Genomic DNA, 23,670 nt, shown 5'->3' with positions numbered 1-23,670 from the left:
GTGCTTTTATTCAAATGTCACTGTTACAATATTTGAACATACATCTGCTGTAATACACACTTGGTAATCATAGGCAGGTAAAGTTGCATTACGTAAGAAGTCTCGATAGCGACCGTTATCAGTCGTTGTTCCTACAAGCTCACCATTGCGGTATACATTAAGTGATTGAGCACCCACTTGCTCCCAACTAAGAGCAACACGCATAGTGTTTAAGCGTGTTTTATTAGCGCGGGTTACACTCAAGGCAATTGCAACATCACTAACTACCACGGTCTGTACTGATGAATCAGTATTACCTTCACTATCGGTTACAGTTAATGTAACTTGGTAGTTACCTGATTGCGAATAGCTATGAACAGGGTTTACATCTGTTGAAGTTACACCATCACCAAAGTCCCAGCTCCATTGTGTAATATCATTATTTGCATCGCTGCTTGAATCCGTAAACGAGACTGTTAAAGCTTGTGCATCATAGTCAAAACCAGCTTGTGGTGGCTGCGGAGTTACCTCACCTATTGCACTTAATGTAAGCGACCAATTATTCAATGTGCCAGTATCTTCTGCATAGGCATCCTCAACATGTAATACCCAATCGCCCGTTGCCACTTCGCCATTAAAATCAGCTAAAGAGTAGCTTTGTACTATATCATCTGCGCTACCGCCTGACTGACTGTGCAATGTAGAACTTGTTCCTCTTGGCGAGGTTAACGTAACGATTAAATCACCAATGTAAGTATGAGAAATATCAATACTCGCTTGAGTTGCAAAAACAGTCAGTGGATCATTTACAGTGATCACAGAGTCAACACCCTCAACATTATTATCGGGGATTGCTACTGCGGTATCATTTGTATAAGTAAAGTCATTTAAGCCAACAGGATCAACTAACAAGCTTACTGACTTTTGCTTAGCCAACTCGCCAGAAGATGCATTGACGCTAAAGTCATAACGACCCCATTGTGTTGATTCTGAAGTAGGCACCGTTAAGATCACGGTATCGCCCGGCGTCGCGGTTGTTGCAGATAAACTCGCCTGCGCCAAATCACTCACCAGTTCGAGAGCGACCACTCCATCCCACTCAGCTATTGAGCCAATTTCATAAGTATAGGTTGCACTCTCACCTGCCGTAATTTGTTGCGATGTCGGTGTAACTGATAGCTTAAAGCTGGGCGCTGGATCCGCTTCTTCAAGCGCTCTATTAGCATTAAGGCGTTTACCTGAGACAGTTTTACCTTGTAACTGAGTATTGTCATCACCACTGCTCATCAGCAGCTGTTTAAGCTCACTTGTTGATAGCTCAGGATTCAGTGACAATACCAAAGCAGCAACACCCACAACATGAGGTGTAGCCATTGATGTACCAGAGTAGGTTGCATAGCCATTACCGGGTACAGTTGAATAAATAGCGCTGCCTGGTGCACCAAGGTCAACACTGGTTAAACCCCATTGTGAAAAGCCTGACATATTATCATTTCTATCAGTACTGGCAACTGACAACACACTTTCATGCTCATAATTTGATGGATAATGTGGATTTTGGTCATTATCAACTGCGCTATTACCTGCTGCTGCAACAAATAAAATGTCAGCTTGTTCACTGGCAGTGATCGCATCAGCAAGCGCTTGGCTAGAGCCTCCCCCACCCCAGCTGTTATTGAGTACGCGGACATTGACACCCGCATTTTTCAAACTCACCATATAGTCAATACATTTAATAGCGCCGGATGTAGAGCCACTGCCTCCTGCATCTAAAAACTTACAACCAACAATCGCCGTTTCATGATTAACACCCACTACACCGTTATTATTATTACCTGCCGCGCCGATTGTTCCTGATACATGCGTACCGTGACCTTGGTCATCCATTGGATCGCCAACATTCGTAATAGCATTAATACCATGTACGTCATCAATGTAGCCATTACCATCGTTATCGATACCATCACCTGCGATTTCATTCGGGTTTACCCATATATTTGCCGTTAAATCACTATGGCTGTGATCTACACCTGTATCGATAACTCCCACCACAACATCTTTGCTGCCCGTTGTAATTGACCAAGCTTCTAGCGCATCGATATCCGCGTCAGCCGTCCCACCAGATTGGCCTTCATTATGTAATCCCCATAACTTTGAAAAGTCAGGATCATTGGGAGCTGTTGCAATACTCACTCGATAATCTGGCTCAACATATTCAATCGCAGCATGTGTTTGCAGTAATTTAATTGCTTGCTTGGTGCTCATGCCAGTTACTTCAAACTTAGCTAGGCGACCAGATAAAATTGACGAATAGTTATCATCAACACCATCTTTATTTAAATCACTCACTTTAGCTTTTACCAAACTGCGAGCTTGACTACGCATTGCCACAGAAGTGCCTTTTTTATACATAACAAGCAATGAGTCTTGAGAGGCTCGCACTGAAGGCTCCGCAGCAATTGTAGTTACTTGCGCTGCAGCTAGACATGGCAAAATAGCCAAGCTTAAAATAGATAATTTAGTTTTCATATTTTGTATCCATAGTTAGAAATATTAACTTAGCTTTGCTACTAAGTTTCGCTAACTTCACTACTTTTGCGATATCACTGTGGCAAGCACTATAAATGACAGAGAAAACCTAAACCAGACAAGAAAAAATTCAATAAACCACCCAAAAACCAGTCTTTAACACTGTTTTTAGCGGTCAATTTATTAACAATACAATCGTTTTTATGAGTAATTAGCAATCAATATAGGCATTACTCACCCCATCCTTTATTACCAGATTATTGAAGCCTCCAAGCTCACTACGGCTATAAAACAAGCAAGCAATTGAAAATAAAGCATATTAAAAATCATAAAAAGAGATGATTTCGAACATTACATTTACACAATAAAGTTAACCGTCAATTGATTGCAGTTCGTAAGTAAAAAAGCATTAATTGCATAAAACACAACACTGTATATCAATATAACTCTTCACTCACTTTTGCATGAGTGAGCTTTTTGCTCTTGATGTCACAAACTTAAATCGGCAAGGCATGCCGAACAAACTATGCAGAACATTAAGGTATCAACAACCCATTAATGACTGCTCTAATAATTATAAGTTAAGGAAAAATCATGAAGTTAAAGAAATCTTTATTGACATATGCAATCGCAGTTGCATTAAGTTCAAGCTTTGTTGCACACGCAAATATTGATGATAAAAACCAATCAACCTCAGTATTAGCAAGTCAAGTGTCAACGACTGATATAGACAATGTCATCTCTATTGAACAAACATCATTGCAAGGTATAGGTAACGATGTAGTTGTCACACAACGCGGTGATAGCCTTGAAGCAAACGTAGCAAGTGTAGGCGATAACAACAGCATTTATGTTGCTCAAAAACAAATGCAAAACGTGTCTTTAACGTTTGCAACAGGCAATAACAACACCCTAAGCCACAGCCAAGACGGCGCAGTCAACGGTGCCCTATCAGATATAACAGGCAATGATAACTCAATCACTGTAGCGCAGTATGGCACGGGCTTTTTCGATATTAATAACGAAGCGATTAATGTTGTACAAGGTGATGCTAACGACATTGAAATTACTCAGCAAGATGGTGGTCATTGGTTCTATAATTTTGATTTGCAAGGTAATAGCAACAGTATTAGCGCATCTCAAACGGGCCTTTTAAATGAAACAACGCTGACAGCTCTAAGTGGTGACGATAACACTATCGAAATTACTCAAACCGGCTTATTTAACGCTTTTACACTTACTGAACTCATTGGTAATGCAAATGAAATAGTGATTGAACAAGAAGGTGATTTCAACGGTGTTACGGTTGCTTCTATTCGCGGCGATGAAAACACGCTATCTATTGATCAAGAAGGTAATAGTAATGCCTTCACATCGGCGTTATTTGCCGGTAATGACAATCAAGTTTCAGTTGATCAACGACAAGAAAATAATCAGGTTGGCGTTGATGTGCTCGGTGATAACAATGAACTCACAGTGATGCAAAGTGGCTCAATGAACGAAGCCTACTTGGGCACAAATGGTGCTGACAATGAATTATCAAGCGTTCAAATTGGTAACGAAAACAGCACTCACATAGCTAATTTTAATGGCGACGGCAACAACGTTGATTTAGCGCAAGGCGGCGACATGAATACCGCTATAGTTCAATCTTCATACCCTGACACATCGCTTACTGCAAGTGATAATAACATTAATATTAGCCAATTAGGCAGCACAAATGAAGCAACACTAACCTTTGCAAGTGTACTAAATAGCAATAATAATAGCGTTGATTTTAGCCAAAGTGGCGATCTAAATGCGATTGACTTAGTTATGGAGGGCAACAACCATTCTATCGATATTTCGCAACAAGGCGATATGAATATGGTAGCAGGTATCGATACGGGTGCATTTATCGTTGGTGGTGACAATATCAACTTTACTGTCACACAAGTAGGTAATGGCAACTTAGTTGAAGGTGCGATCACCGCTTCAAACAGTTCTGTCATGATCACTCAAGTGGGTGATTATAACACAGCAACTGTGACCCAAGAATAAGGATATTGGGGGTCAGCACGGCCCCCTATTAAACATGACATTAATTAACACGCTTATTGTGACTCTAAGCCTGATTTTTCTAACGTTCTTCAGCCCCCTATCTCAAAGCGCTGACGAATTAGAAATTGATGGCCTAGTGCTCGACCGCAGCATTAGTCGCTTTGGTCACCAGTTTTATTTTGAGTTTTCAAACCTTTGGCGCGATCTACCTTTAACCGCAGGTTTTAACATTGAAATAAAAGAAACCGTACTTCCTCGGGCAGGCACAAAGCTAAGCTTAGTGATGAATAATCAAATTGTATATATCACCTATTTAGGGCGTCGTTTAGAACCTATTGATGAACGTGTAGAACACGCCTTATACAGTGTTATGGATGCGATGGCGCGCTCTAATTTGCATAAAGCGTCGCCAGATATGGCAAAAAATGGATGGTAAAATGATCCCCAACTCAAGAAAATATATAACAACAATAATAGTATTATTATTTCCCTTATCAATCTCTGCCACAGAACTTGTGTATACCCCGATTAATCCAAGTTTTGGTGGTAGCCCGCTCAATGCCAGTATGTTGCTCAACAAAGCACAAGCACAGAACAAGCATAAAGCGCCAATAATTGAACAAAGCTACGCAGAAAAATTTCAAAATTCTTTAGAACGTACCTATTTAAACCGCATGGTAAGAGAGATCACTGATATTGCCTTTGGTGAAGATATAGATGAAAGTATTTTTAACCAAGATTCAATTTTTTTAAGTGGTGATTATGAAATTCAAGTGATCACCAGTACCGTAGATTCAATTACAGTGCGAATAACTAACACCACCGACAACAGTGTTGTGGTCATTGAAGTGCCGAGGTTTAGCTAAATGAAATCGCTATTTATTGCAGTACTCAGCCTTACTTTATTCGCATGCAGTAGCATGGGTAATTTGATCCCACCATCACCACAACAAGCAACCAGTTTGGAGCCAACGCAAACCTTCCAAGCATTGCAACAATTGCCAACACCTGCGGGCAGTATTGCGGTTTCAGTTTACTCCTTTCGCGATCAAACCGGGCAATATAAACCACAAGGTAATGTCAGCTCTTTTTCAACTGCCGTCACTCAAGGTGCTAACTCAATTTTAATGCAAGCACTGCATGAATCAGATTGGTTTATTCCTGTTGAGCGCGAAGGATTACAAAATATCCTGACTGAGAGAAAAATTATTCGTGCTGCCCAAGCAGAGCAGCCCAATGCGATAGAACTACCACCACTGACCACCGCCAAAATAATTTTAGAGGGCGGTATTATCAGCTACGACACCAATGTAAAAACAGGTGGCTTTGGTATGGAATATTTTGGTATTGGCGCATCAGAACTGTACCGTGAAGACGCAATCTCGATTTACTTACGTGCCGTAGATGTGCGCACCGGCCAAGTATTACTCTCCGTAGCCACCAGCAAAAAAGTACTCAGCCAAGAAATGCACGCAGGCTTTTTTCGTTATGTAAGTTATAAACGCCTAGCAGAAGCCGAAGCGGGTTTTAGTGATAACGAACCGATGAGCATTTGTGTAACTCAGGCAATTGAAAAAGCCCTTAGTGATCTAGTCATCAAAGGCATCGATAAAGGCATCTGGGCAACCAAGCGCAGCTAACCCCCGACGACAGCCTTAGTAAATAGTTAAAGCTGTTGCTAAGGCTGTATACTCCTGCGATGAAAAAAATATCAGTAAAAGTACTGCCTTTAACATAATAACCCTAATCCACTTTGAAATAACCTAACCACCAAAACCTTGCGCATGTTCTTGAAGTAGCTGAGCTAACGCGGCAAGCTCAGTGTCATCGGCTCTTTCACAATCGTGGGAAGATAAATAGCCTTGGTACTTTTCTATGAAAGGCCCAAATGTCGGCTCTATATGATGAAAATCAGACCCACTACCAGTACCATGCATGGGTGATAACTTACTATGCAAGTGGTCAATTTCATACCCTTCTAAAAACATACCTGTTCGCCCCACCCCATCGAGTGCAGAGTCTAAAATAAGGGCAACTTTCTTAGTTGCTATAATCAGCTTCGCAAGTGCTTGATCAGATTGTGCAAAGGCATAGCTTGAAAGGTGCTGTTTAGGAATAACCACAGTCGCTCCTTTGGTATTTGGATAGATAGTCAAAAATGCTAAATGCTCTTCATCCTCCCAAACACGGTGACAAGGTGCTTTACCTGAAACAATATCACAAAATATGCAGTTACCCATTATCCATCCTACTGGTTATCATTGGGCGTATTTTATGTTTGATTTATCAGTCATGCAACGGTAATCGTACCGCCATATATCGCAGTGCCCAATTAGATAGCTCAATGCGATTTCGTGAATTGGTTTTTTTAAACGCACTATAAAGATGTGTTTTTACAGTATGATCACTAATATTTAACCGCTCCGCGATACTATGATTATTAGCCCCTTGCGCAAGTAAATAAACCACAGACTTTTCTCGTTTAGTTAGGCTTTTTAACGCTTCATGTTCACTACTAGCATCACTGCTAAGTAGAGGATCATAATGACTTACCATAGCAAGCACTTCATTAAATGTAGAAGAAATAATTTTACGACTAAACCAAAGCTCATCATTAATGATCCGCATTAACCCGGTAAAGATATCTTCAGGAAGGTCATTGTGATAAAAAACTCCCTTAAAGTTATTAAGTAATAAATTTTTTTCACAAATAGCATCAGAATCTGCATTAAACACAATAACTGGCTTCACTTTAGCTAAGGCTAATAAGTCTGCTGGAATTAAGTTTTGCCAATTACAGCCACTACTATCAATTAGGAAAAGATCAAACTCATTGCGGTGGTTACTGTGGGGGAGACTATCGTCCATTTTTACTTTACTAAAAAATGCATCTAACGTTTTAATGAAGTATGGATAACACCGCGAACGAACAGGCATTTTAAAAACGGTTTTAATAAATACTGAGGTTGGTTGAATCATTACACCCACCCATTAATGAAACATTCCATTTACAATACCTAAAACTACTCCAATGTTCAACCCATTCAACTCAAATCTATTGATTTATAAAGAAAATAAAAAACACAACATCTAAATGCTTGACTAATAAACAATTTAAACCAACGTCTTGTTATTAATTTGTTACTTTATTAAATGGTAAAATCGTGATGTAACACCATTAGTCCAACCAAAGCCTTGCTGTACTTTGTATTCACCACCTCCGGCTCTGTTTTCAGGCTTATAAACATTGTATTTTTCAAGTAGACAGTGGTCGGTTTTGAAACTGTTTTCTATCATCTGTAACCAATTGCTCATGATGGTATTTGCATCTGCAGCAAAGCCATACTGGTTAAATCCGTGTACAGCAAACCATTGCAAAGGTGCCCAGCCGTTGGGGCTATCCCATTGCTGGGAGGTCTCATTAAGAGTTGTTACTAATCCGCCCGGTTTTAAAAAGTCACTCATCAGTTTATTTTTAACCAACTGTGCCTGCTCTTCACTGGCACAGTTGACAAATAATGGGACGGTAGCGGCAAGTGACAACACTGTAGATTGCTGCTGGCTTTGATAATTAAAATCAACAAAAAACCCCATATCAGTACTGAATAAATACTGATTAATTGCCACACATCTTCGAGCTGCTAGTTGCTCAAAATACTGTTGCTTAGTTGTATTGTTTAATACCGCAAAGTAATGACCCAGCTGTTTTTCAAGGTAATAAAGTAAACTATTGAGATCCACCGGAATAATATCTGTGGTTTGAATACTAGTTAGTGTCTGGTTATCACCAAGCCAACGGCTACTAAAATCCCATCCAGACTCGCACGCGGCTCTAATATTTCTATAGTAATTAGCGCGTTGTGACTCTGGGAGTAATGATGCATCGTGTAAATCTTCTCGCAGTGATTCTGGCCTCGGTGTTGCTTGATCATCCCAATAACGATTAAGTAATGCACCATTAGCCATCTTAACTACGCGCCTATAGCATGTGCTTTGCTCATTCAGTTGCTCAGCACCCTGCATCCAAAATGTATATTCTTGCTCAAGGGCAACAACGCAATCAGTTAACCATGCAAAGTCACTATTTTTACAGTATTTTGCTTGCCAAATTAAATCAACCATCAGCGCTAGAATAGGAGGCTGCGAGCGAGAACTATAGTAACTGCGGTTACCATTGGGAATACAACCATTACGATTTTGCAGATCAATAAAATTAGCAAGCATGGCTTCGATACTGTCTATATCGCCAATATCTTGCAAGCCTAACGCAGTGAAATAACTATCCCAATAATATATTTCTTGAAAGCGCCCCCCCGGTACTATGTAGCTGTGTTTAAGTGGTAATAAAGAGCTGGCTTTAGGTGCATCGGCACTGCGGTGTAAATACGGCCATAAATTGGCAATATAGCTTTGCACACTCTCGCTGTTGCTTTGCTGAGTTGGGAGCTGTGTTGCTTCAAACGTAAAATGCTGCGCTACAAACGCTGTTAATTCTGGGACGGTTAATGGCTTCATATTTAAATAACGTTCACATGCCGCCTGCCAACTGTCTTTAGCAATCGCATCAGCAAATGTTTTGCTATCACTAAATATAGCCGCCAGTTGCACATCTAAAAATAATTGGCTATTTACAAAATTCATATCATTCCCTTTTCCGGCACTACACCTAAGTTTACTGTCATTTTTTTAAATAAAGTCACACTGATCAACAACAAGCTAATAGGGATCAAGGTAAGATAAAAAGCATGCTGTCCACTGAATTTATCAAAAATAAAACCCGTGATTATTGAACCTGTGGTGCCGCCCAACGCTGAAAAAACTACGATTAATCCCGTCATAGCTGCTTGCTGATGTGCAGCTAATGCGCTGAGCATAACGGAATTGAGTAACGGATAAAGCGGAGCCATAAAAAAACCAATTAGCGGTAGCATGTATGCTGCAAAAGGCACATCAAATATACTGGTTACTTGGCTGCCATCAATTTCATGAGTTAGCGGCAACACCAGTAGCACCAGCACGCCCATAGCAACTAAGCAACTTAACAATAAACTATACCAGCCAATCACGCGCAATACCTGCCCAGCCACTAGTCTACCTAGCGCCAGTGCTGCGGCAAACACACTGGCCAGTTGAATACTGATATCAACAGGAAGTTTAAGTACTTGATTATTAAAAGTAGGTAACCAAGTCCCTACCCCTTGCTCAATCAACACATATAAAAATGCACTGATAATAAATATAACCACTAACGGTTTATAAGTGAGTGTTAGCATATCAATAAAAGCAGCTAATTGACTGCCGCGTAACGTTGCTTTTTGCGGTGCTTTTATTGGCGCTATAAGCACTGAAGTAAAAGCCATACCCGCTAACACAGCCAGCAAATAATACACGTTCAACCATGCTGTATTTTGCGCATCGCTACTATCAATAAACCATGAGAAAACCCAATAGCCAGATAACACCCCAAGCATAAAAATACCCTCAATAGTGTTAAGCAATGCTGAGTGCTGATTGGCGTTGTTAGTGACTTGGCCAATAACTGAGTAAACGGATACTTTCATAATTGCAAAACTGCAACCAATCACAGCAAACAACACTTTGAACGCATAAAACTGTGCAATTGAAGGCATTAACAAACACATTAAGGCAACTAGCCCCAACGCTACAAGCATGGCCAGTTTATAGCCAAGTCGAGGAATAAATGATGCAACAATAAAAGAAACTATTGCTATGGTAAGGTCTTTATAGCCTTCTAAAACAGAAGCTTGCGTTTTTGTTATGTCAAAACTATTGATGGCTTGTAAAATTACGGTGCCAACACTATTGAGTAAAATAGCGAACACGAAATAGCTACACGCCAACGCTATGGTTATTCTTATTGGGTTCATGCACGTTAACCTAATGTTGATTTCTTTTAGCATAGAGTAGCGAAAAATAAAATGCAAACGTTTGCATTTTATTTTCCAAAGTTAACCTAACTCACTCTACAGGTTATCGGCTTATCCTTTGCTAGATTGACGATAAATTAATTCTATTTCAACAACTTGCGATTCAGCTGACTGACCTTGCAACTGCGCTAATAATTTTTCAACCAGTAATACTGAGGCTCGCTGAGTGTTTTGTTTAATGCTCGAAAGCGATGGATGACTTATATCAGCCATAGCAATATCATCAAAACCAACTAACGCAACATCGTTAGGAATACTGATATAGCGCTCTTTTAATGCTTTCATAGCGCCTAGTGCCACCATATCGCTACACGCCATAATGCCGTCGAAACATAAGCCTTGCGTTACTAATAATTGGTTGATCCCATGGTATGCTGCGCGACTAGTAATATCGATAGACACTACCTGTGACCTAGCATTAGCCGTATTTAGAGCAGCCAAATAACCACGGTAACGTTCGCCAATTTCAGCATGTCCCGGGTCTCCCAAAAATACAATATTTTTAGCGCCTCCAGCTAATAAGTGCTCAGTTGCAAGACGACCACCAACAAAGTTATCACTGCCTACAATGGGATAATTACTGGGGGTTTTTGGATCACCCCAAACAACTAAGGGCACGCCGGCATTAGCGGCAGCTTCAATGTTTGCCGGATCTTTACCTTGCCCAACCACAATAATGCCATCAGCCCGACGGCTATTGATAAAGTAATTCGCCCAGTCATCACCTGCCATAAATGAATTTGACAACAAAAGTTCTAGCCCTTGTTTATTCAAAGCGAGATTTATTTCTCCTACGACTTTGAGTAAAAACGGGTCATTAATTGATTGTTCAGTACCACTGTCGAAATTTATGATCACTGCTACAACATTGGTTTTTTGTGAGCGAAGGCGGCTCGCAGCCGTGTTTAAACTAAAGTTATGTTGCTTAGCTAACTGCTTTAATTTATCTCTCGTTTCCTTTTTTATCAATGGGTTATCATTTAAAGCACGCGAAACAGTCGAGGTTGATACCCCCGCAAGCTTGGCTAGATCCGCTAACTTTAGTTGTTTGTTATTCATTGCTAAGTACAACGCCTTCCTTCAATCGTGAAGTTGCAATATACCATCATTATCAAAATTAGGCTGTGCCACGGCCTAAATTTAGTCATAAACATCACCGTGTATAAAAATAATACAGAAAATTTAAAAAATAATTGCAAACGTTTGCATAAAGTTCTAAGGTTTAAAAGAACATAGCATTAACATTCCATTAAATTAGTTAGTGCTTTGTTATTTATGGCTTTTTAAATAACGAACAAAAAATGGGAATACCAACATGACAACAACACACACACCAAGCAAACTTGCTTGCGCTATAATTTTAGCGCTATCCAGTCAAAGCGTGCTTGCAAACCAATCAGCAACAAGCGCGCAAACAACCACAGATAAAAAAGTTGAACGTATTGTGGTCTCTGGTACACCTGCAGGTATGGGCGTTCGTAAAATTGATGCCAGCTATGCTGTGACAAATATTGATGCTGAGCAAATCATTAAACTGTCACCAAAGAGTACTGCGGACTTATTTAAAGCAGTTCCCGGTGTGTGGGTTGAAAGTTCGGGGGGTGAATCTGGCGCTAATGTATTTGTCCGCGGTTTTCCTGGTGGTGGCGACGCACCATTTTTAACACTCAGCCTTGAAGGTTCTCCTATTTATCCAGCACCAACATTATCGTTTTTAGAAAACTCATCGTTATTTAGAATCGACGAAACCATTGAAACCATGGAAGCATTACGTGGCGGTCCAAACCCAGTGGTTTCTAACGGCCAACCGGGTTTAACCACTAACTTTCGTTTAAAACGTGGCAATGAAGACACCCAAGGCTTATTTAAATACACCACCTCTGATTATAATTTGCAACGTGTTGATGCCGTTCTCAGCGGTGAAATATCTGATGACCTTTACTTTATGGTCGGCGGTTATGTAAAAAGCTCACCGGGTATTCGTGATGCAGGTTTTACCTCTGAAAAAGGCAGCCAGTTTACGATTAATATCACCAAAGAACTCGATAACGGTGAAATGAATTTCTACACTCGCCAAACAGACGATCATGGCGCATGGTACTTACCAACACCACTCAATATTGATGGCATTGATGCTGAATATACCCAACTTGGCACATTAAACCGCCAAGCCACCATTTATACAGGGCCTGACAACACCGCTCAACAAGTCGATATTGGCGATGGCCGTGGTTGGGATGGCCATGTATCTGGTGGTAGTATCAAACTTGAGTTTGACAATGGTTGGAGTTTTTCTGACCGTTTTAATATCACCAAGGGCGACACCAATACATTTGGTTTAGTACCCGCAGGCTCAGCCACTACACTAGGTGAAGTGGCTGATAATGGCCAGTCTGCAACAGGCACGGCTACAGGTAAAACGTATGACAGTGATACACCCGTACAACAACTTGGCCGCTGGGTGGTACTCAAAGAAATAAGTTCATTTACTAATGATTTAGCATTTTCAAAGCAATTTGATGATTTATCTATAGCGCTTGGCTATTACACAGCAAGTACCTCAGTAAACGATTGGTGGAGTTTAGGCAATACGGCTTACCATGTATTAGAGTCCGGTGGTGAAATGCTCAATGATATCGCCTGTAATGAAAGCACCGAAGGCTGTGATTTTAATTACGACATAAATTCATCTGGTGATGCACGTACCAATGCGTTTTACAGCACAGCACAATATAAATTAAGCCACGCTCTCACCTTTGATGCTGGCCTGCGTTATGAGAGTCATAACGTAGAGTACAGCGTTGACGAGGGGCTTGATGGCACAATTGATAAAACGGTGCAATATGATGAAAATAAAACCTCATGGACCACAGGTTTAAATTACTCTTTAAATGATGATATGGGCATATTTGCTCGCGTTAATCGTGGTTATAAAATGCCATACTTTGATGATTTCAGAGATAGCTACAGTGCTTACCAAGGTGGCGAAAAGCTTATTAAAGAAGTCACTCAAGCCGAACTTGGCTATAAGCTAATAACCCAAAGCACTGACTTTTTTGCAACCTTATTTACCAATGAAGTCAAAGGCGATACCTTTGTACGCCGCCCAGGAGTCCCAGCTGAAATCCTCACCAATGAGGCATACGGTGTGGAACTTGATTACAACTACAATCACGCGTCTGGCTTTTCAGTAAACTTAAACTCGACCATTCAAGAGACTGAAATCACAGAAAGCCCATCTAATCAGGGCAATAAAAGCCAGCGCCAACCTAAATGGCAAGTGCGAGTTACGCCAAGCTATGACTTTGAAGTCGACGGCATGTACGCCACACTCTATGGTACTTTGTCAGCAGTGGATGACCGCTTTGGTAATAATGAAAACACCGTGACACTTGATGGCTACGAAAAAGTTGACTTAGGTTTTATCCTTGAGCCAATGGAAGGGATAAAACTACAGTTGGCTATTGATAACCTGACCGATGAACAAGGTATTACCGAAGGCGACCCACGTAATGCTGACGCCCCCAATGGCCGTTACATTATGCCGCGCACAACGCGTTTTAGCGTAAGTTACGAATTCTAACCCCCATCTCCCTGGATCAATACCCAAAGCCGTGGTGGTTAATACACTGCGGCTTTTTTATTATTGCTTCATCACCTATTTCAGCTCTTAACTTAGCAAATATGATAGTTGCTTTTGAGTAAGTCATATTTTGTAAATATTTTTATAGCTACCCACTTCATACACCTTTGGTGGACTCAAGATGATTATTTTTGGCTGTGTTTGGCCGTGATAAAACGCTTTAATGACTAAAATCAACTCCTCCAGCGCTTTGCCAATATCGATAGCAGACAGTGCAAAACGTGCTTTAAAATCATTGGTGCCAAGCTGAATAATAACAACATCCAATGACTGTGCCTCAAGATAAGGCTTTAGATATTTAACCCCTGATTTATCGCCGTTAAATGGCGGGTTATTCACTAGGGTTCGATTCGGCTACCCCGCTTCAATAACGAGGTGTTCTGAACCCAATCGCTCCGCTAGTACACCCGGGCAGCGCTCACACGCAGGCAGGCGCTTCCCATCAACCGGTGAAATTCCATAGGTATAGGGTCTGTTTATCTTTCGAGGTTAAATTTGCTGCTGTGTTTGGTATTTAGGCAAGGCAGAGCCTATGTAGTGTGGTTGTTCCACATAAATAGGCGATAACGACGAATAAATGCCAAACACACGCAGCCCTTCGGGTTCTTCCTAGGGGCGATTAACTCTTTGTTGCCTACATGGATGTAGGTAAGGGGCGTGAGCAGGACGCGGAAGCTTTGCTCTATTTTTACTTAGCCCACTAGGTTACAAATCTCGCGCCGCGATTAAATCGCCCCTAGTTTGAACAAATTTTAATCCTGAAAGGTCAACAGACCCTAAAGTCACCAAAACATAATATATTCATTAAAACGGATTCAGTGTATAGCCTTGTTGTTGTAGCTGAGCGTGTGCGGTCATCGCTGAAAGTGCCATTTGCACTCCAGGTATTAATTGTTCAGCCTTTACTTTCATATGCGTTGCCGATTGCCCGCACACATACACCTGCGTGTTATTAGTAAGTAACTGTTTGATCAAAGATTGAGTTTTGTTATCTTTGTCAAAACGCGCTTTATAAAAGCTATTTTCAAGCACATCAACACTCGCGCCACCGTGTACAACTAACGCCAGCTGAATGTTTTCAGGCTTTACGCCATGAGCAACATGCATATTAATAAAACGTGCTAACGAATTAATATGATTATTTTGCGCACCCTTTTGTGCACCATCTCCGACATCAAAGGCAATTTTAAACTGCGCTTGGCTCAAATCAGACACATGGTTTGGCACATTATAAAAATAACCAAAGTCTTTAATAACAGGCGCAGGCTCTGCCGCTAGAGTGCTAAAGCTAGCTAAAAGAAGGCTAAAACCAGTAAGTAACGTTTTCATACATCATCCTTTTTTACTTTTTGTTTAGCCTACCCTAACGCTATTTAAAGTAATTAACTAGCCTGAACATGTGAATGCGTTTTAAAAGTCATCCCTAAATAATTGAATGTATGCTTAAACATATCAATAAATGCAGCAGGCGCAGCAGAAGATGCAGCATTAGACAAAATCGAAAACTGCTTTTGTCGTAAGGTTCTTAGTTTAGGTTTTAACACCTCATCATCCATGTAATCGGTAATTCTGTCCATAAACGCTTTCATTTGTGGGGTGGTGTTATACCAATAAATAGGTGAGGCTATAACCCAATGCTCAAAGCTCAGCAGCTGTTCAAATAGTGTGTAAAAATCATCTTCAGGGTAGTTTTTGTCATACCGATAAGGCGAGATAACAAAGTCATCAATACAAAAACCTTGCCCGCCTTCCTTAGCTATATAATTGCTGACTTGTGTACTAGTGTTACCTGATTTACGCGCACTTGAATAAATTACGGCTGTGGTATTCGTTGATTTCTCTTGCATTTGTATCACTCCTTTTTTTATGATGGAGCAAAGCTTAAAACCTCAAGCTAAGTTAAGGTCAATAAGTAATAACTATATTTTTATGATAAAGGACCGATACCGATGACCGTACAACAAAAAAAACTCACCGAAGCAAACTTAACCGTAGGCTATGTCGCTAAACGCAGTGGCGTTAAGGTATCTACACTGCACTTTTACGAAAATAAAGGACTAATACGCAGCTGGCGTAACAACGGTAATCAACGCCGCTACAAGCCTGATGTTCTACGCCGTATTGCGGTCATCAAAGCAGCGCAAGCAATGGGCATTACTCTTGAAGAAATCAAACAAACCCTCGCCACACTGCCCGATGAACGCACGCCGACCAAAAAAGACTGGTCGGCGCTGTCTAAACAATGGCAAACGCAACTTGATGAACGCATTGCTTATATGCAACGTTTACGTGAACGGGTTGATGGCTGTATTGGCTGTGGGTGTTTATCAATGAGCAAGTGCCCAATTTACAACAAAGACGACCACTTAGGTGAAACCCAAAGTGGTGCCATTTTGTTAGAGCGAGATTAAGGCTTATAAAATCTTAATCTAGACCATTTAAGCCTTCTCGTGCAGCGCGATATAACGCCCCTAGGGTTGAGTCAAATACCGATTTTATAAAACTGTAAGTCAGTTCTACGGCTTTACTAATAACTTTGCCAGCAAACACTAGCATGTGGCCTAGTAAACCTAAGGTTTGCGTTGCAAATGAGGCTGACGCTTTGGCTATTTTATCAAGCGTTCGCGCGAGCATATCGTAAAAAGTTAAGCCTGTACCTATGGCTGCTTGCGCCGCAACAGCACTGTAGTAGCCCGAATCTTTTAATAAGGTGACTAACGCAGCGCCAAGTTTATCTGCCCAATGTGAACTAAATGAAGCTTGGTTTCTATCTTCAAACTTCAAACGTACCGGCGTGCTTAAAAAGTGGTTTGCTTTTACAGTTAGATTGCCCCAATCATTACTGTTTGCGGTATTAACATAGCCTGGCGTACCACTCAACTTGTGTGCTGCGCCTTTAAGACCCTGACCATTATCAAGACGAATTTCTTGGCCATTGTAGGGCGCATGTGAAAATGGCCACAAAGGCACTTTTGTAACCGGATCAGCACCGTGTGTACAGCGGTATATTTTATCAATACGTGAGGTAGCTGCGCGTGAAAAGTTATCAAGCCCCACTCTTGGCGAGCCGAACGTATATAATTTAACCGGTAATGAATACTCTGCTTTTATCCAATCGGCTGAAAGCGTGGCCAGTGCCCCACCTAAACTGTGGCCAACAATATGAACACAGCCGGTTATTTTGTCTCGAATGTTAGCCGCTACGAATTCTTGTAAAGCGGGCTTCATGCTATAAAAGGTTTTATTAAACCCAGCATGTACCATACTGCCGTTAGAGCCACCGCTTAAACCAAAGTGTGCATCTGTTAGGCCATCTCTAAGTGAGGCCGTACCACGAATAGTAATGACTGAATCACCTTGATAAAGCTCTTGGCCATGCCCTAGTAAACCAAAACCAGTACTTAAACCAAATAAATGAGAGAAAAAACCACCAGATATCCCTTGCACAGCTTCAGGGCTAACCCCAAAGTTAAAGCTACCTCGCAGAGCGGGATGCAAAGAATTATTGAGTAACGTGGTGCTTTTAATACTCTTTGCTTTATAAGCAAGCAAAGCAACCTGTACAGCTTGTGTTGGAGTTAAAGTATTCATAAAATTCCCTTTAAATGATTATGTTAAAAGTTACATTTTACATGCACCATATATCGTAAAAAAATGCTCTGGCGCTTCTTCTATAGGTATGTCGTATGTTTGTGGTTCTTCGGCAATATCACACTCTAAGTTAGCAAGTAAGTTTTTTAGGGTATCACTCCCCTCGTGCATAGACACAGTTGTATACCAAAGCACAACGCCCTCAGGCGTGCCATTTTCTAAGTAGAGATGCTGAACCAGTGATTCATTATCAAACATGTTAGTAGGCTTACTCGTTTTTATAGATTTCTCTGTAAAGGTAAAAAAACCATTATCATCGGTTATTGCTTCATCTTTATATTCATCACCATAAGTAAGCGCACGTACAACCTTAGTATTTGCAACGGGCTGCCCTTTATCTAACAACTGCCCCTTCATCGGAGCCGATAAAACAAAATCCTGCTTATTAAAAAAACCAAACATATCTGCACAAGCCTGTGTTGTAGTAAAAATAATGATAATAGATACAATTACCAAAAAGTAAGCTTTAAAACGTGATAACAAAATATACAACTCCCTACTGTTAGCCTCAAAATACACGTGTCGTATTGCTATTTAATGACGTTTTAAACTCTTAACTATCAGTGTTAATGAAATTGCCATTTCAACTAAAATTTATTCTAATAGGGTACAAAGCGCACCGCAAGCATTTAGAGCAAAAAAATAAGCAACAAATCATTCCCTAAAAAAATACTTCATAAACAAGCTTACATATAATGCTAAACCCAAGTCCCATCATTAATATATAACCATACAAAATAGCAATAGCGCCACCCGATGCATCCTCTATTTTGTCTATTTCAATACATGTAGAGCACACTATAAAAAAAATAAAAAAGTTAGCAATTAAGCCTAATATATAAGCTTCTCCAAATAGTGGTGAAATACCGACTAATATAGCGCTTAGCATAATAAGTATGCCTGAAAGCGCCTCCTTCAAAGAAAACTTGTACTCAATAATTTTGAGCACTAAGGTCACGACCATTAATGCTAAAAAATAAACCGTAGGTTTAAATTGGCTATACAAATAATCCACACTAAACATTTGGCTAATCGTCAATGAGGGCTCTTTAGCTGGGCTTAAATCTTCTGTTATCGAGCTTGAAGCGTCATCGGTAAAAAAATACGCAGCCGCAACAATAATTAACTTTATCATTCCAAAAAAGATAAAACTGGCGACCATAAACCCTATTGAATCGTCTCTGGTCAATCGCTTGTTTGCCTTACTTTCTACAATTTTAGCCAGCAATACACCCAATAAGCACACACTCCCTAAATAAAGCAGCGCGACCCAAAACTGATCAAGATAAAAAACCGATAAGCCAGGGGCAATAAATAAAAACATTGAATCTTCATTATCTAACGAGCTTTTGGGCTTAACACTATATTTTGACTGTTTAAAAAGTGCTAAATAAACAAATAATGGCTGTAAAAACAGCATTAAAATGCAGGTGTTTATAAGAGTCATTTATCATCCTTGATTACAGCCAACACACTGCGCCGAGAGTATTGGCAATTACGAAACTAATTAAAGGTTTATTTTTTGAAGGTAGGTTTTAAGCTTTAATAAGCCCGACTCAAGCTCAAACTTTTGTATTTTAGGGTTTTTAAACTTAAACCCGTTTGAAATATGAGTATTGATCATCGTCGCCATGCCTTCAAAACCCGCAGGCGCAGTTGCAACTAAATCGCTCAATAATGGCTGAATAAGCTCTTGATGCTCTTCAATTTTAGTTGGATCCTCGTAAAAATCGTATACGAGGTTGGTTAGTGTTTGTTGGTTTTGTTGTTCCATAGTTATTTCTATAACGCCTATATTTCGGCGTTTATAGCTCCTTGCTAATTTCAATTAAATTTTTCGTATTGATAAATCTATAAATTACTACAATCGTAATTTATTGTTCTGAATCTACAGGTATGCCTGCTTCATTCATTTGTTTTTTCAATATAGCGTCTTTATTTTCAATATAATTATTTTCATCAAAAAAACGTTTATGTTCAGCTGCCTTTTCAAAATTACCTAATTCTGTATATATCAAATAAAGATCTTCATGAGTAGCTGCTACTCTCATTTTTTCTTCTTCGATACCCTTGTTGTCGTTTAAGTATTGATTGTATAAAGTAATCGATTTATGCAAATTCTGGGGAACAAAACGTCCGGACTCATATGCAAAAGCTAATGCTAAAATCCCATCAGGTTCGCCATTTTCAGCATGTTTTTGAGCTTCAGCGACATAATGGCTTCCATCACCTGTATGTAGAGCTATAACTTCGAGTGCCTGCCAGTACCCCACTTCATAAGCTCTTTCACACCACATTTCGAGCTGGCTAGGCGCATACATCAAACTTTTTTTGCATTGCAGCATCACAGTATCATTAGATAAATTAGGATCATTAATATCATGCTTTGGGAAAAAAGTTCCGGCAAAAGATCGGGGGCATAGCACCACTGAAAAGCACAAGGTAATCACAATTATTTGGTTCATAACTATATCCCTTTGATTAAATGCCACTCTCTGGTAAATGAACTTGATAACTTTTCACTGCACTTTTAAATGGAAAGCCTTCTCTATAAAAGTATTGACGTTTAAGCTCTGCTTTTTCATCTGAGTAACCTTTGCAACTCCTTTGCGAATAACAGGCTGTACCACCAATAAAATCTATAAACCTGATTGTTGATACGCCCCCACCTTAACAAGAGTATCTAACCCCTCCTGATAACCAGCAGCCCTTACTGCATGCCAGCGATGCATATAAACAACTACACGGTTTTGATTCAACTGATTTAAAATAGCATTTATATTTTGAGCCCAAACCAGATTCCTTACTGTGTGACTATCAAAGCATTTTTTTGCTTCAGCATAATCAAAACCACAGGAAGCATCAATTGCATCCATTTCTTCTAAGGTCAAATCCAGAGCTATAATTTTTAAACCTACTTCTCTAGCGGCTTTGACTAATTCACCATAAGCTTGAGGTACTAAATAACCCCTAGCCCAGTATTCATCAAAGTATTGCTGAATAAAATTGAAGCCACTGCCTGTGCGTTGATAAAACTCAACTTTATCTTGCATAGAGCGAGGTAACATTTCCATGGCAAAATAAGTAAAACCTACTTTTTTAAGTTCCTTGAGTGCTTTTATCGCCTCAAATTTATAAATAGCGGGATTATGGCTTGATTCGCCCAGCATAACTAGACGAGCATTACCGGCCATTGTTCTGTAATTTACATCCGTGTTTATTTTATTCATTACCTATCCTTGTTTTTTATTTATGTGATACAGCTACTTTAGATGTGAGTAGAAACAATAATTAGAGATTTTTTAAATTTACACCAATTGAAATAGGTTTCTTTCAATTCTTTATATCTCATCTTATTTATTATTTAAGTGGCTCAGAAGTTATCTGAGCCTTTAAAACAATGTTAGTATCCAATACCCATGTAAGGAGATACTTTTACAGCTGCTATCACTACCTGATTTAGTTTTTCTAACATCCAATACAAAATTCGCTTAGCTTGCGCGTATGTATAATCAACAGCTATCACGCCAGGCTTCCCAACAAAGTTAAGAATATGCCCTAATAACCCCTGACAATCTTCAGCATATTTAGATGACATTTTAGATATTTCAACCAGGCTACGAGCTAAAGCATCATAAATAGTTAGCGTTCCAGCAACCACACCTTGAGCAAGAACACTGGTGATTTTGCCACTTTCTCTTAGTAACGTTAGCAAAGCACTCGTTATTTTTTCAGCCCAATGAGCATTAAAAGAAGCATGGTGGCGATTGTTGTATTTTAGACGTGTCATCGTTAAGTTAGATAAAGAGCCCTTTTCCATACTCTTATAATCAGGATAAAGCGATGCGGTATTAATATACCCAGGCGCATTTCCTGCCATTTTATGTGCTGCACCTGTAAGTGAAACGCATGTGCTTATTCTGTACTCATTCCCTGCATGAACAAATGGCCAAACAGGAACCATAGGCACAGGGTCACTTCGGTGTACTGCCCTATAAATTCCATTTAGGCTGGTTTCACTTTGAATAGCAAAAGGGTTATGACCAACTCTTGGAGAACCAAAAGTGTATAATTTTACAGGCACTTTATATTGCGCTTTAATCCAATTTGCAGCTAACGTTGCTAATGCCCCACCAAGGCTATGGCCAACACAATGAACCGGGCGACCACCTACCTTACTCAATATAGCTTTTAACTGAGGCTTGATAGACTCAAAAGTACGGTTAAACCCAGCATGAACTGCTTTATAATTTGGCCCAACAGTTAAACCACAATGTAAATCCGTCAAAGTATCAGCAATACCTGCTGTACCGCGAAAAGTTAGTACAACTTCACCTTTATGGGCGCCTTCTTTAGAACCAACTCCAAAAAAGCCAAAACCCGTTGCATGATTTAGCACGTGCTCAGCTACAGTACCTGAAACTCCAGTAAAAGCAGATTTTTTTGAATCAAACACAAAGTGCTTACTTATTATTCTACTCGGCTCTATATTTGATGAGCTCTTTGATACTGCTGCAATACTATCATATGCGAATTCAGCTAATTGTGCCGCTACACTTGGCGATAAAATATTCATGTAAATTCCTTTTCTATTTAAAAATCTTTAAAGTAATCTTCGCTATCTTCTATCTCATAAATTTCAAAATCATGTTCCCATCTACAAATACTTGAACCATCAAACTCCAAATTTGGATTTTCATGATTAGGAAAAACAAAGTTTACTTCTGTAGAATCTAAATCAGCATTTAAACTGCTCAGCTTTTGTTTGTATTCACTAGGCTCACTTATTCCGCTTAGCTTTGAACCCCAAAGCTTGTATTTTTTATCAGCATATACAGCCGTAATAGTTTGATAAGTAACCTCATGCGAGAACATATCACCGGGTATTTTTGATTCAATAACGACTTCAGGTAAATAAAATGAACCATCAGGAGCTGTTATTACCTGATCTTCTTTTTCAACTTTGTGTGCAAATTCTAGAGTGCGATTTATTAAAGCACCCTCAACTGGATTACCGTTTAAAGTAATAATCCCTTTAACTTCAGAGCACATGTGTACACTGTATTTTTTTATTAAACCAAACATAGTGGCTTGGGCCTCTGTATTCATAATTTTTCAAAATGAAAAGTTTTTACTTAGTAAAACTACTAAATAAACATCCCCGGGGCAAGCCCTTCTGCTACGCAGAACTCACTTCGTGAGCGGGGTATTTCGTTAGAACATAGCTAACTGATGATCCGAATGGAGTTGGTCATAATTATTTCCTTGGTTTTTCACATACTCTCTTATCATTGATTCGTCACCATGTTTGCCTACCGTACTTGCAAAATAACCATCTGACCAAAACTCTCCACCCCATAACTGCTTTTTAACATGAGGGTACTTTTTAAAAACCTCTCTTGCCGTTAAACTTTTAATTACTAAACTTGAGACACCCACTCTAATTTATTAAAGAGCAGGGTAATTTTTCGCATAATAATAAAACTAAAATTGACACCCACTCTAATTTAACAAGCAAATCTGTATTATTAGATTTACTTTTTAGGTCAATAATTAATGTTTTACGACTACGTTACTTTTATTTCATCCAGTAAATCAGCAATCATCACTCTTAAACCCAAATTACACGCATGAAAATGACTGCATGATGCAGTTTTAACTTTTCTACTGAGTAATTTAAGGTTTATGCTAATTAAAAAACTAAAATTGAAATAAAACTAAAATTGACACCCACTCTTATTTAACAAGCAAAGCTGTATTATTAGATTTACTTTTTAGGTCAATAATTAATGTTTTACGACTACGTTACTTTTATTTCATCCAGTAAATCAGCAATCATCACTCTTAAACCCAAATTACACGCATGAAAATGACTGCATG

The 23,670-nt window shown here is 39.6% G+C and carries 23 protein-coding genes and 1 pseudogene; 6 read left to right on the top strand and 18 right to left on the bottom strand.

The genetic code is table 11. The features are described 5' to 3' along the window. Positions 1-6: 6 nt before the first annotated feature. Positions 7-2,508 carry a S8 family serine peptidase gene (locus HHO47_RS02885; protein ID WP_169018731.1) on the bottom strand — a complete coding sequence of 834 codons (2,502 nt, stop codon included), beginning with the start codon at positions 2,506-2,508 and terminating at the stop codon, positions 7-9. A gap of 594 nt (positions 2,509-3,102) precedes the next feature. On the opposite strand from HHO47_RS02885, the gene HHO47_RS02880 reads away from it, so the two are divergent. The 4 genes from HHO47_RS02880 to HHO47_RS02865 are packed head-to-tail and all read left to right on the top strand — an operon-like array spanning position 3,103 to position 6,188. Beyond that, positions 3,103-4,548, top strand: a complete 1,446-nt coding sequence (locus HHO47_RS02880; protein ID WP_169018729.1) for a curlin — start codon at positions 3,103-3,105, stop codon at positions 4,546-4,548. Between the two features lie 34 nt (positions 4,549-4,582). Next, positions 4,583-4,984, top strand: a complete 402-nt coding sequence (locus HHO47_RS02875) for a curli production assembly/transport protein CsgE (protein WP_169018727.1) — start codon at positions 4,583-4,585, stop codon at positions 4,982-4,984. Continuing rightward, positions 4,974-5,414: a curli assembly protein CsgF gene (locus HHO47_RS02870; RefSeq protein WP_169018725.1), complete on the top strand. Its 441-nt coding sequence runs from the start codon at positions 4,974-4,976 to the stop codon at positions 5,412-5,414. Before HHO47_RS02875 ends, HHO47_RS02870 begins: the two co-directional genes overlap by 11 nt. Next, positions 5,415-6,188: a CsgG/HfaB family protein gene (locus HHO47_RS02865; RefSeq protein WP_169018723.1), complete on the top strand. Its 774-nt coding sequence runs from the start codon at positions 5,415-5,417 to the stop codon at positions 6,186-6,188. 123 nt (positions 6,189-6,311) lie between these two features. Here HHO47_RS02865 and HHO47_RS02860 read toward each other — a convergent pair whose 3' ends face one another. The 5 genes from HHO47_RS02860 to HHO47_RS02840 form a co-directional block, all read right to left on the bottom strand. After that, complete coding sequence (locus tag HHO47_RS02860; protein WP_169018721.1) at positions 6,312-6,788, bottom strand: HIT family protein; 477 nt, start codon at positions 6,786-6,788, stop codon at positions 6,312-6,314. Positions 6,789-6,834: 46 nt separating this feature from the next. Then, the gene (locus HHO47_RS02855) at positions 6,835-7,527 is read right to left on the bottom strand and encodes a response regulator transcription factor (protein WP_169018719.1); all 693 of its coding nucleotides are present in this window, start codon (positions 7,525-7,527) and stop codon (positions 6,835-6,837) included. A 162-nt stretch (positions 7,528-7,689) separates the two neighbouring features. Then, positions 7,690-9,189, bottom strand: coding sequence for a trehalase family glycosidase (locus tag HHO47_RS02850; protein ID WP_169018717.1), 1,500 nt, complete (start codon positions 9,187-9,189; stop codon positions 7,690-7,692). Further along, entirely contained in the window at positions 9,186-10,436 is a 1,251-nt protein-coding gene (locus HHO47_RS02845; protein WP_169018715.1) for an MFS transporter, read from the bottom strand. The genes HHO47_RS02850 and HHO47_RS02845 overlap by 4 nt, the downstream gene beginning before the upstream one ends. Before the next feature lie 111 nt (positions 10,437-10,547). Further along, positions 10,548-11,555, bottom strand: a complete 1,008-nt coding sequence (locus tag HHO47_RS02840) for a LacI family DNA-binding transcriptional regulator (protein ID WP_169018713.1) — start codon at positions 11,553-11,555, stop codon at positions 10,548-10,550. A gap of 256 nt (positions 11,556-11,811) precedes the next feature. Between HHO47_RS02840 and HHO47_RS02835 the strand changes: the two genes are divergently transcribed. After that, entirely contained in the window at positions 11,812-14,079 is a 2,268-nt protein-coding gene (locus HHO47_RS02835; protein WP_169018711.1) for a TonB-dependent receptor, read from the top strand. A 123-nt stretch (positions 14,080-14,202) separates the two neighbouring features. On the opposite strand, the gene HHO47_RS02830 is transcribed toward HHO47_RS02835, so the two are convergent. The 3 genes from HHO47_RS02830 to HHO47_RS02820 form a co-directional block, all read right to left on the bottom strand. Continuing rightward, entirely contained in the window at positions 14,203-14,478 is a 276-nt protein-coding gene (locus HHO47_RS02830; RefSeq protein WP_248290905.1) for a hypothetical protein, read from the bottom strand. A gap of 465 nt (positions 14,479-14,943) precedes the next feature. Further along, a complete protein-coding gene (locus HHO47_RS02825; protein WP_169018709.1) occupies positions 14,944-15,468 on the bottom strand; it encodes a DsrE family protein in 525 nt (174 codons plus the stop codon). Positions 15,469-15,521: 53 nt separating this feature from the next. After that, positions 15,522-15,986, bottom strand: coding sequence for a flavodoxin family protein (locus HHO47_RS02820; RefSeq protein ID WP_169018707.1), 465 nt, complete (start codon positions 15,984-15,986; stop codon positions 15,522-15,524). 102 nt (positions 15,987-16,088) lie between these two features. On the opposite strand from HHO47_RS02820, the gene soxR reads away from it, so the two are divergent. Continuing rightward, positions 16,089-16,550: a redox-sensitive transcriptional activator SoxR gene (gene soxR, locus HHO47_RS02815; protein WP_169018705.1), complete on the top strand. Its 462-nt coding sequence runs from the start codon at positions 16,089-16,091 to the stop codon at positions 16,548-16,550. A 13-nt stretch (positions 16,551-16,563) separates the two neighbouring features. On the opposite strand, the gene HHO47_RS02810 is transcribed toward soxR, so the two are convergent. From HHO47_RS02810 to HHO47_RS19240, 9 genes and pseudogenes are all read right to left on the bottom strand, one after another. Next, complete coding sequence (locus HHO47_RS02810; RefSeq protein WP_169018703.1) at positions 16,564-17,730, bottom strand: lipase family protein; 1,167 nt, start codon at positions 17,728-17,730, stop codon at positions 16,564-16,566. 30 nt (positions 17,731-17,760) lie between these two features. After that, positions 17,761-18,273, bottom strand: a complete 513-nt coding sequence (locus tag HHO47_RS02805) for a DUF6795 domain-containing protein (RefSeq protein ID WP_169018702.1) — start codon at positions 18,271-18,273, stop codon at positions 17,761-17,763. A gap of 178 nt (positions 18,274-18,451) precedes the next feature. Further along, positions 18,452-19,237 carry a hypothetical protein gene (locus HHO47_RS02800; protein ID WP_169018700.1) on the bottom strand — a complete coding sequence of 262 codons (786 nt, stop codon included), beginning with the start codon at positions 19,235-19,237 and terminating at the stop codon, positions 18,452-18,454. A gap of 60 nt (positions 19,238-19,297) precedes the next feature. Further along, positions 19,298-19,564, bottom strand: coding sequence for a hypothetical protein (locus HHO47_RS02795; RefSeq protein ID WP_169018698.1), 267 nt, complete (start codon positions 19,562-19,564; stop codon positions 19,298-19,300). 100 nt (positions 19,565-19,664) lie between these two features. Then, positions 19,665-20,255 carry a hypothetical protein gene (locus tag HHO47_RS02790; RefSeq protein ID WP_169018696.1) on the bottom strand — a complete coding sequence of 197 codons (591 nt, stop codon included), beginning with the start codon at positions 20,253-20,255 and terminating at the stop codon, positions 19,665-19,667. Between the two features lie 174 nt (positions 20,256-20,429). Next, positions 20,430-21,020, bottom strand: coding sequence for a ChaN family lipoprotein (locus HHO47_RS02785; RefSeq protein ID WP_248290904.1), 591 nt, complete (start codon positions 21,018-21,020; stop codon positions 20,430-20,432). 173 nt (positions 21,021-21,193) lie between these two features. Beyond that, positions 21,194-22,366, bottom strand: a complete 1,173-nt coding sequence (locus tag HHO47_RS02780; protein WP_169018694.1) for a lipase family protein — start codon at positions 22,364-22,366, stop codon at positions 21,194-21,196. A 17-nt stretch (positions 22,367-22,383) separates the two neighbouring features. Beyond that, positions 22,384-22,899, bottom strand: coding sequence for a DUF6795 domain-containing protein (locus tag HHO47_RS02775; RefSeq protein ID WP_169018692.1), 516 nt, complete (start codon positions 22,897-22,899; stop codon positions 22,384-22,386). Between the two features lie 105 nt (positions 22,900-23,004). Then, positions 23,005-23,211, bottom strand: a pseudogene (locus HHO47_RS19240) (transposase); the annotation flags it as partial. Between the last annotated feature and the right edge of the window lie 459 nt (positions 23,212-23,670).

It is taken from the genome of Pseudoalteromonas arctica, from assembly GCF_012927645.1.
GTDB classification, from domain to species: domain Bacteria; phylum Pseudomonadota; class Gammaproteobacteria; order Enterobacterales; family Alteromonadaceae; genus Pseudoalteromonas; species Pseudoalteromonas arctica_A.
The sequence above is the reverse complement of the archived record's forward strand: the minus strand, read 5'-3'. Positions and strand labels throughout refer to the sequence as shown.

Excerpts from the sequence above, each read along its gene's own strand:
- HHO47_RS02835 (WP_169018711.1), top strand. The coding sequence starts at position 11,812 with ATGACAACAACACACACACCAAGCAAACTTGCTTGCGCTATAATTTTA.
- HHO47_RS02785 (WP_248290904.1), bottom strand. The coding sequence starts at position 21,020 with ATGAATAAAATAAACACGGATGTAAATTACAGAACAATGGCCGGTAAT.
- HHO47_RS02795 (WP_169018698.1), bottom strand. The coding sequence starts at position 19,564 with ATGGAACAACAAAACCAACAAACACTAACCAACCTCGTATACGATTTT.
- HHO47_RS02820 (WP_169018707.1), bottom strand. The coding sequence starts at position 15,986 with ATGCAAGAGAAATCAACGAATACCACAGCCGTAATTTATTCAAGTGCG.
- HHO47_RS02885 (WP_169018731.1), bottom strand. The coding sequence starts at position 2,508 with ATGAAAACTAAATTATCTATTTTAAGCTTGGCTATTTTGCCATGTCTA.
- HHO47_RS02880 (WP_169018729.1), top strand. The coding sequence starts at position 3,103 with ATGAAGTTAAAGAAATCTTTATTGACATATGCAATCGCAGTTGCATTA.
- HHO47_RS02840 (WP_169018713.1), bottom strand. The coding sequence starts at position 11,555 with ATGAATAACAAACAACTAAAGTTAGCGGATCTAGCCAAGCTTGCGGGG.
- HHO47_RS02825 (WP_169018709.1), bottom strand. The coding sequence starts at position 15,468 with ATGAAAACGTTACTTACTGGTTTTAGCCTTCTTTTAGCTAGCTTTAGC.
- HHO47_RS02775 (WP_169018692.1), bottom strand. The coding sequence starts at position 22,899 with ATGAATACAGAGGCCCAAGCCACTATGTTTGGTTTAATAAAAAAATAC.
- soxR (WP_169018705.1), top strand. The coding sequence starts at position 16,089 with ATGACCGTACAACAAAAAAAACTCACCGAAGCAAACTTAACCGTAGGC.
- HHO47_RS02860 (WP_169018721.1), bottom strand. The coding sequence starts at position 6,788 with ATGGGTAACTGCATATTTTGTGATATTGTTTCAGGTAAAGCACCTTGT.
- HHO47_RS02780 (WP_169018694.1), bottom strand. The coding sequence starts at position 22,366 with ATGAATATTTTATCGCCAAGTGTAGCGGCACAATTAGCTGAATTCGCA.
- HHO47_RS02875 (WP_169018727.1), top strand. The coding sequence starts at position 4,583 with ATGACATTAATTAACACGCTTATTGTGACTCTAAGCCTGATTTTTCTA.
- HHO47_RS02800 (WP_169018700.1), bottom strand. The coding sequence starts at position 19,237 with ATGACTCTTATAAACACCTGCATTTTAATGCTGTTTTTACAGCCATTA.
- HHO47_RS02855 (WP_169018719.1), bottom strand. The coding sequence starts at position 7,527 with ATGATTCAACCAACCTCAGTATTTATTAAAACCGTTTTTAAAATGCCT.
- HHO47_RS02850 (WP_169018717.1), bottom strand. The coding sequence starts at position 9,189 with ATGAATTTTGTAAATAGCCAATTATTTTTAGATGTGCAACTGGCGGCT.
- HHO47_RS02870 (WP_169018725.1), top strand. The coding sequence starts at position 4,974 with ATGGATGGTAAAATGATCCCCAACTCAAGAAAATATATAACAACAATA.
- HHO47_RS02810 (WP_169018703.1), bottom strand. The coding sequence starts at position 17,730 with ATGAATACTTTAACTCCAACACAAGCTGTACAGGTTGCTTTGCTTGCT.
- HHO47_RS02865 (WP_169018723.1), top strand. The coding sequence starts at position 5,415 with ATGAAATCGCTATTTATTGCAGTACTCAGCCTTACTTTATTCGCATGC.
- HHO47_RS02845 (WP_169018715.1), bottom strand. The coding sequence starts at position 10,436 with ATGAACCCAATAAGAATAACCATAGCGTTGGCGTGTAGCTATTTCGTG.
- HHO47_RS02790 (WP_169018696.1), bottom strand. The coding sequence starts at position 20,255 with ATGAACCAAATAATTGTGATTACCTTGTGCTTTTCAGTGGTGCTATGC.